At 24.6% G+C, this 7,855-nt stretch carries 7 protein-coding genes; 6 read left to right on the top strand and 1 reads right to left on the bottom strand.

The window, feature by feature from the left end; translation table 11 throughout:
- Positions 1-125: 125 nt before the first annotated feature.
- Entirely contained in the window at positions 126-608 is a 483-nt protein-coding gene (locus tag Q4A58_RS07535; RefSeq protein WP_303118017.1) for a hypothetical protein, read from the bottom strand.
- A gap of 143 nt (positions 609-751) precedes the next feature.
- On the opposite strand from Q4A58_RS07535, the gene Q4A58_RS07530 reads away from it, so the two are divergent.
- The 6 genes from Q4A58_RS07530 to Q4A58_RS07505 all read left to right on the top strand — a co-directional run bounded on the left by Q4A58_RS07530 (position 752) and on the right by Q4A58_RS07505 (position 7,760).
- Entirely contained in the window at positions 752-3,727 is a 2,976-nt protein-coding gene (locus Q4A58_RS07530) for a DEAD/DEAH box helicase (protein WP_303118015.1), read from the top strand.
- 188 nt (positions 3,728-3,915) lie between these two features.
- Positions 3,916-4,215 carry an RNA-binding S4 domain-containing protein gene (locus Q4A58_RS07525; RefSeq protein WP_303118014.1) on the top strand — a complete coding sequence of 100 codons (300 nt, stop codon included), beginning with the start codon at positions 3,916-3,918 and terminating at the stop codon, positions 4,213-4,215.
- Complete coding sequence (ispE, locus tag Q4A58_RS07520) at positions 4,196-5,074, top strand: 4-(cytidine 5'-diphospho)-2-C-methyl-D-erythritol kinase (protein WP_303118013.1); 879 nt, start codon at positions 4,196-4,198, stop codon at positions 5,072-5,074. Before Q4A58_RS07525 ends, ispE begins: the two co-directional genes overlap by 20 nt.
- A gap of 18 nt (positions 5,075-5,092) precedes the next feature.
- Complete coding sequence (spoVG, locus tag Q4A58_RS07515) at positions 5,093-5,368, top strand: septation regulator SpoVG (RefSeq protein ID WP_303118011.1); 276 nt, start codon at positions 5,093-5,095, stop codon at positions 5,366-5,368.
- 159 nt (positions 5,369-5,527) lie between these two features.
- Positions 5,528-7,027 (top strand): putative basic amino acid antiporter YfcC, encoded by a 1,500-nt coding sequence (yfcC, locus tag Q4A58_RS07510; RefSeq protein WP_303118009.1) that lies wholly within the window; start codon positions 5,528-5,530, stop codon positions 7,025-7,027.
- Between the two features lie 523 nt (positions 7,028-7,550).
- Positions 7,551-7,760, top strand: coding sequence for a hypothetical protein (locus tag Q4A58_RS07505; protein ID WP_303118007.1), 210 nt, complete (start codon positions 7,551-7,553; stop codon positions 7,758-7,760).
- Positions 7,761-7,855 lie beyond the last annotated feature (95 nt).

Raw genomic sequence — 7,855 nt, 5'->3', positions numbered from 1 at the left:
AATCAGCCGATTGGAATAGATTTTTTAAAAATCTCCAATCGGCTTTTTTTATATATAAAATGACTCTTTGTTAAATGAGGTTTTTGTCAATAAGTATTAATGAAAAAACTAAGTAAATTCTTATATTATTTAACATCTTCAGCTTTAGGATATCTATATTTAAAACCAAATTCTTTAGATAGTTTTTCTATTTTTTCTCTGTTAACATAATTTAAAAATAAAAATCTACAATTTGGAAGAATCTCTTTTCCTTTTTCAGTTGTACCTATGTATTCAATAGCTTCTTGAATAATATTAGTATTATCAGAAACAATTATTTTATTTTGATATTTATAAATATAAGAAGCTGCTTCTTCTATTCTTTTTCTATGAGGAATAGAGTCAGTAGCAATTTTAATAACTTGAGCAAAAATTCCTCTAAAAGGGTCTCTATAAAGGATAAGATTAGCTTCTTTTCCAGAATAAAAACTTTCTTTCTCTTGTTCAGACATTAATTCTAGAACACCTTTCATCATTATTGTATCTTTGGTTTCTCCGTTAATATAAGCATTTAAATTACTACATGAAATAAAAATAATACTTAGAAAAATTAAAACCAATTTTTTCATATTAAAACCTCCTAAAAATATATTATTGCAAATATAAAATAAGAATTTTTATATTTATTCTATCATATAAATATAAAAATAAATAATAGAAATACACTTGAATAATTGCTATAATTAAAATTAGAATTAATTGGGAGTAAATTATGAAAAAAAAATTTAGAGGAGAAATTCCTTTTTGGTTGAAAGAAAAAGAAAATAGTGTAGTTTATGTTTGTTCATCTAATAGAAATATAGATGATTATTTTTATGTGTTAAAAGATTTTTATGATGGCAAAATATTAAAAATAAAAATAGAAAATGAAGCTGGGGAATTAAGAAAATATAATTATGACTTATTGGAACTTTTAAAATCTGGAGAAAAATTTATAATTTTAATTTCAATGGAACTATTTTTAAATAAATATTTCTATGAAGCTAATATTTTAAAATTATCTATGAATAAAAATATAAATTTAAGAGAATTACTTTCTAAGTTAGAAAAAGCAAATTTTCAAAAAATGTATATGGTTGAAAATAGAAAACAATATTCTCTTAGAGGGGATATCTTAGATATTTTTAATGAAAATGATGAAAATCCTTTAAGAATAGAATTATTTGGAGATGAAGTAGATAGAATCAGCTATTTTGATATAAATTCACAGATAAGTATAGAAAAAAAAGATAGTATAGAAATGTATATAGACAGTAATAATAAAGATAAAAATTTTATGGATATTATTTCTGTTTACAAAAATAAAGTTGAATATTATTTTGAGAATAAAGAACTTTTATTTTATAAAATAGAAAAAAATATTTTTGATAATATACATAAAGAAAAAGAAATTAGAGAATTTACTAAAAATTTTTTTGATAATGCTATAGAAATAGAAATTCAAAAATTTTCAGAAAAAGAATTAAAAGAATTTGAAAGAATAGATAATATAAAAAATATGTCTATGAATAAAAATATAACTATATATTCTGAAGAAGAAGCAAGATATAGAGAAATTTTTAAAGGATATAAAGTTAATTTTCAAAAATATCCTTTATTTGAGGGCTATAAAAAAGGAAAAAATATTTATTTGACCGATAGAGAGATAAAAGGAGTTAAAGTAAAAAGAGAAAAAAATGAAAAAATTTCTTTTAAATACAGTTCTGTTGATCAAATTAGAGAAAATGAATATATAATTCATGAAAATTATGGAGTTGGTATATTTTTAGGGCTTGAGAACATAGAAGGAAAAGATTATTTAAAAATAAAATATGCTGATGAAGATAAATTATTTGTTCCCATAGAAGGAATAAATAAAATAGAAAAATATATAAGTATAGATGAAAAGATTCCTTCTATATATAATTTGGGAACTAGAGGCTTTAAGAGAAAAAAAGAAAAACTAAGAGAAGATATGATGATTTTTGCGAAAGAAATCATAGAAATTCAAGCAAAAAGATCTGTAGGAAATGGTTTTACATATTCAAAAGATACTATTTGGCAAGAAGAATTTGAAGAAGCTTTTCCTTATATTGAAACTCCGAGTCAATTAAAAGTAATAGAAGACGTAAAGAGAGATATGGAATCTGGAAAAGTAATGGATAGATTAATTTGTGGAGATGTAGGCTATGGAAAAACAGAAGTAGCGATGAGAGCAACTTTTAAAGCTATAATGGATCAAAAACAGGTTGCATTTTTAGTACCTACAACTGTTTTAGCTGAACAACATTTTGAAAGATTTAAAGAAAGATTTTTAAATTATCCAATTAACATAGAAGTTTTAAGCAGAGTTCAGACAAAAACTGAGCAACAAAAAACTATGGAAAATATAAAAAAAGGAGTAGCAGATTTAATTATAGGAACTCATAGACTCTTATCAGATGATATAAATTTTTATGATCTAGGTCTTTTAATAATTGATGAAGAACAAAAATTTGGAGTGAAAGCAAAAGAAAAATTAAAAAAAATAAAGGGAGATATAAATATACTTACATTGTCAGCAACACCTATTCCAAGAACACTTAATTTATCTCTTCTTGGAATAAGAGATCTATCTTTAATAAGTACTCCACCTCAAGGTAGGCAAAAAATAAAAACTGAATATATAGAAAATGATAAAAATAAAATAAGAGAAGTCATAATGAATGAAATAGCAAGAGAAGGTCAAGTTTTTTATATATACAATAGAGTAAAAAAAATAGAGGAGAAAACAGAAGAAATAAAAAAAATTTTACCATTTTATGTGAATGTAAGATATATACATGGACAGATGTCAGCTAGAGATATAAAAAAGAATTTACTTAATTTTGAAAATGGTAATATAGATGTACTTATATCAACAATAATAATAGAAAATGGTATTGATATTGAAAATGCAAATACTATGATAATTGATGGAGTAGAAAAACTTGGTTTATCACAAGTTTATCAATTAAGAGGAAGAATAGGAAGAAGTAGTAGGCAAAGTTATTGTTACATGCTTATAAATGAAAATAAAAGTAAAAAAGCTGAAAAAAGAGAAGAGAGTATAAAAAAATTTGATATAGCTACTGGACTTCAATTATCAATGGAAGATATTAAAATTAGAGGAGTAGGAGAAATTTTAGGAGAAAAACAACATGGTGCAGTGGAAACTTTTGGCTATAATTTATATATGAAAATGCTAAAAGAAGAAATTGACAAGATTAAAGGAATAGAAAAGGTAAAATCTGAAATAGAAGAAATAGATATAAAATTAAATTTTCCTAAATTTATACCTGATTTTTATATAGATAAAGATGAAAAAATAATAATATATAAAAGAGCTTTAGCTATAGATAAGTTAGAAGACTTAAAATCTTTATATTTAGAACTTATTGATAGATTTGGTAAAATGCCTAGAGAAGCAGAAGGATTTTTTAATTTTCTTGAAATAAAAAATAAATGTAAAAGTTTAGGAATAAAAGAACTTTTTGAAAAAGATGAAAAATTATACATAAGTTTTTTGGAAGAAAAAGTAAATATTGATAGGATTATAAATTTAATAAGCAGAAAGGAAATAACTTATTTAAAGTTAGAAAAAAGGATTATTTATTTTGGAAATATTTATGATTTTTTTTCTCTCTATGAGGAAAAAAAATACGAAAATTTATTTAATTTATTAAAATAATAAAATTAAAAACGTCATTTTTTCTTTAAAACTAAGTATAAAATTATCATTAGTAAAAAGAATAGCTAAAATATATGAGAATAATATTGAAAAAAAATAGTAACATACTAATAAAAAAGCAACAAATTGTTTAATTTTTCATTGACATTTTTATAAAAATAATATATAAATAAAATAAGAGGTATGAAATGAGATTAGATAAATTTTTAAAAGTTAGTAGAATCATTAAAAGAAGAACAATTGCTAAAATTATTGTAGATGGAGGAAAGGTAAAGTTAGATGGAAAAGTAGTAAAGGCATCATCTGAAGTAAAAACTTCTCAAATTTTAGAATTAGAATACTATAATAAATATTTTAAATTTGAAATTTTACAAGTACCTAGCGGAAATGTTAACAAAGATAAAACAAGTGAACTTGTAAAACTTTTAGATTCTAAAGGTATAGATATTAATATAGATTTAGACAAGGATGAGGATTTTTTTGAATAGATGCAAATTACTAGCAAATGCTAAAATAAACTTAGGTTTAAATGTTTATAAGAAAGAGGAAGATGGTTATCATAGTTTAGATACCATAATGTTGCCAATTGATTTAAATGATGAATTAGAAATAGAACTTTTTAATAGAAAAGGCTCTTTAAAGATAGTTTGTTCTGATAAAAATATTCCCGTTGATAATAAAAATATTTTATATAAAGTCTACAAAAAATTTTTTGAAAGTATAAAAAAAGATGAAATAGAAATTAATATATTTTTAAAAAAAAATATCCCTACTGAGGCAGGTCTTGGAGGAGGAAGCTCAAATGCAGCAGTTTTTTTAAAAAAATTAAATGAATATTATAATAATTATTTTAATATTGAAGATTTGATAAAAATTGCTTTTAAAATAGGTAGTGATGTTCCTTTTTTCATCTCAAATAGAACTTCACGAGTTATGGGAAGAGGAGAGTTTTTAAAAGAAATAGAAAACAAATTTAAAAGTTCTATAGTTTTGATAAAACCAAATTTTGGAATATCTACTAAATTAGCATATGATGAATTTGATAAATTAGAGAGTGTAAAGTATTCAAATTTAGAAGAAATAGAAAAAGGTCTGATTAGAAATGATATATATTTAATAGAAAAAAATATAGAAAACTCTCTTGAACAAGCCATGAAAAAGGAACATAATTTAAAGCTTTTAAAAGATTCTTTAAAAGTTATTTTACCAAATAAAAAATTTTTTATGACGGGAAGTGGGAGTGTACTTTTTACTTTTGTTACTAAAAATGAAATTGAACTTACAGAGACTAGACTTAAAACTTTTTTAGATAATATAAAAATTTTTATATGTAATATACAAAACTAAATAAGAGGGTGATGAGAAATGGTTGTAACAGATGTAAGGATTAAAAAAATTACTGAGGAAAAATTTGGTAAATTGAAGGCTTATGCTGATATTACACTTGATGGATGTTTGGTAATTCATGGCTTAAAGTTAATGGAAGGTGAAAATGGTTTATTTGTTGCTATGCCTTCCAGAAAAATGTTTAATAATGAATATAAGGATATAGTACATCCTATAAGTTCAGATTTAAGAAAACATATAACAGAAATTATAAAAGAAAAGTATGCAGAATTGGAAGAAGTAGCAGAAATGTAATTTATTAAAAAATTGATGTTGAAAGATTATAACATACTATATTCTTTCAACATTTTTTTGGATTTAAAAATAAAAAATTCCATTTTCATAAAAATGTATAAAAAAATCTTAAAATATGATAGAATAAAAAACAAAAATTATTATAAGGGGGAGTTTTAAATGAAAAAATTCAGAATGCCAGATACATACATAATTATATTTTTCGTAGTAGTTCTTGCGTCTATTTTAACTTATGTTGTTCCTGTAGGAAAATTTGAAATGCACAAGGTAACTTACATAACAGAAACTGGGGCAGAGAAGACAAGAAATGTTCCTATACCAGGAAGTTTTCAATATGAAATAGATGAAAATGGAAAAGAATTGGTTAAGGGTATAAAATTTTTTGAACCAGGAGGAGAGGTTGGTTTTTCAAATTATATATTTGAAGGAGTTACAAGCGGAGATAAATGGGGAACAGCTGTAGGTATAGTTGCTTTTATATTGATAGTTGGTGGAGCTTTTGGAATTATACTAAAAACAGGAGCTGTAGAAACGGGTATTTATAGTATGATAAATAAGAGTAAGAACTCAGATCTCATAATGATACCAGTTTTATTTGTTTTATTTTCTTTAGGAGGAGCTGTTTTTGGAATGGGAGAAGAAGCTATTCCGTTTGCAATGCTTATTATTCCTATTGTTGTAGGTATGGGTTATGATTCGATAACTGGAATACTTTTAACATATATACCTACACAAATTGGTTTTGCAACTTCTTGGATGAATCCGTTCAGTGTTGCAGTTGCACAAGGTGTTTCAGGAATACCAGTTCTTTCAGGAGCAGGCTATAGAATATTTATGTGGGCATTTTTTACTGCTTTTGGAGTTATTTATACTATAATGTATGCTAAAAAGGTAAAGAAAAATCCAGAATCATCTATAGCTTATAAGACAGATGCTTATTTTAGAGATGATTTTAAAGCAGCTGAAAGTAAAGAAGCGAAATTTAATTTAGGTCATAAATTGGTCATATTAATAATGATTTTGGGAATGGCATGGGTTGTTTATGGAGTTGTAAAAGAGGGCTATTATCTTCCAGAAATTGCAACACAATTTGTTATTATGGGAGTTCTTTCAGGAATTGTAGGGGTTGTTTTTAAATTAAATGACATGACTATAAATGATATAGCAACATCTTTTAGAAAAGGAGCTGAAGATTTAGTAGGAGCTGCTTTAGTTGTAGGAATGGCAAAAGGAATAGTATTAATTTTGGGAGGTACAAGTGCGGATACTCCGACAGTTTTAAATACAATATTAAATTCGGTTGCAAATATTTTAGGTAGCATGCCTGCAGCTTTCTCTGCATGGGTGATGTATTTATTCCAATCTGTTTTTAATTTCTTTGTTGTATCAGGTTCTGGACAGGCTGCATTGACTATGCCTATAATGGCTCCTCTTGCAGATTTAGTAGGTGTAACAAGACAGGTGGCGGTTTTGGCTTTTCAATTAGGAGATGGATTTACAAATATGATAGTTCCTACTTCTGGAATACTTATGGCAATATTAGGTGTAGCAAAGGTTGAATGGGCTACATGGGCGAAATATCAGATTAAATTTCAATTATTTTTATTTGCACTTGGCTCAGTATTCGTTTTATTTGGAGTATTTTCTAATTTTTCATAGGAGCTAACAAATAAAATAAATAGAGTTTTATTTAAAAATTAAATTTTTAAATTTCTGTTTAATGTTTTAAATCTTTATTAAGAGTTAGACTTTTAATAGAAATATTAGTGAATATTTGTAAACAAATATTCTGAAATTTAATATGCTTTTAAATAACAATGATTTTTTTAAATAATTTAATAGTCTTAAGTTACTGTGAAAGAAAAATTAGCCAGCAAAGCTGGCTTTTTTATTGTAAAGAGAAAGCACTTGTTATGTGAGAGGTTCAAAACGGTAGTAACCTATGAAGTAACAAAAATTCCTCTTATACTGCCTTAGAAAACCTAAGAAAGCAAAGCTTAAATAAATATATTATTAAAAACACTGTATAACTATATTCATAAAGAATTATTTATAAAATATACTGATAAAGATATATGTTACAAAAAAGATAGAAGAAAAAAGAATAAGAAAACAAGGTGGAAAATCTATAGACCAAAGAGCTCAGATAATTAATGATAGAGAAGAAATAGGTAATTTTGAGATGGATACAGTTATAGGTAAAAGAGGAATTAATGAAAATAATAATAAATTAATTAGGCGCTATATAAACAAAGGAATAGATATAGGTTCTATAAATGAAGAAGAAATAAGAAAAATAGAAAAGTGGATGAACTCATATCCAAGAAAATTATTCAATGGGAAAAGTTCTTTAGAAATATATTCTGAAGAGCACACAAAATATTTTTCTTAGTGTGACACTCACTATTGCAATTTACAAAATTTTAAAAAAATAAAAAAATAAGTTGACAAAAAATAATAAAGGTGGTAAGATAACAAATGTCCACT

The organism is Fusobacterium sp., assembly GCF_030528405.1.
Classification (GTDB): domain Bacteria; phylum Fusobacteriota; class Fusobacteriia; order Fusobacteriales; family Fusobacteriaceae; genus Fusobacterium.
The sequence above is the reverse complement of the archived record's forward strand: the minus strand, read 5'-3'. Positions and strand labels throughout refer to the sequence as shown.

Coding starts and splice junctions, on each gene's coding strand:
- Q4A58_RS07505 (WP_303118007.1), top strand. CDS start 7,551: ATGGATACAGTTATAGGTAAAAGAGGAATTAATGAAAATAATAATAAA.
- Q4A58_RS07535 (WP_303118017.1), bottom strand. CDS start 608: ATGAAAAAATTGGTTTTAATTTTTCTAAGTATTATTTTTATTTCATGT.
- yfcC (WP_303118009.1), top strand. CDS start 5,528: ATGAAAAAATTCAGAATGCCAGATACATACATAATTATATTTTTCGTA.
- Q4A58_RS07530 (WP_303118015.1), top strand. CDS start 752: ATGAAAAAAAAATTTAGAGGAGAAATTCCTTTTTGGTTGAAAGAAAAA.
- spoVG (WP_303118011.1), top strand. CDS start 5,093: ATGGTTGTAACAGATGTAAGGATTAAAAAAATTACTGAGGAAAAATTT.
- ispE (WP_303118013.1), top strand. CDS start 4,196: ATGAGGATTTTTTTGAATAGATGCAAATTACTAGCAAATGCTAAAATA.
- Q4A58_RS07525 (WP_303118014.1), top strand. CDS start 3,916: ATGAGATTAGATAAATTTTTAAAAGTTAGTAGAATCATTAAAAGAAGA.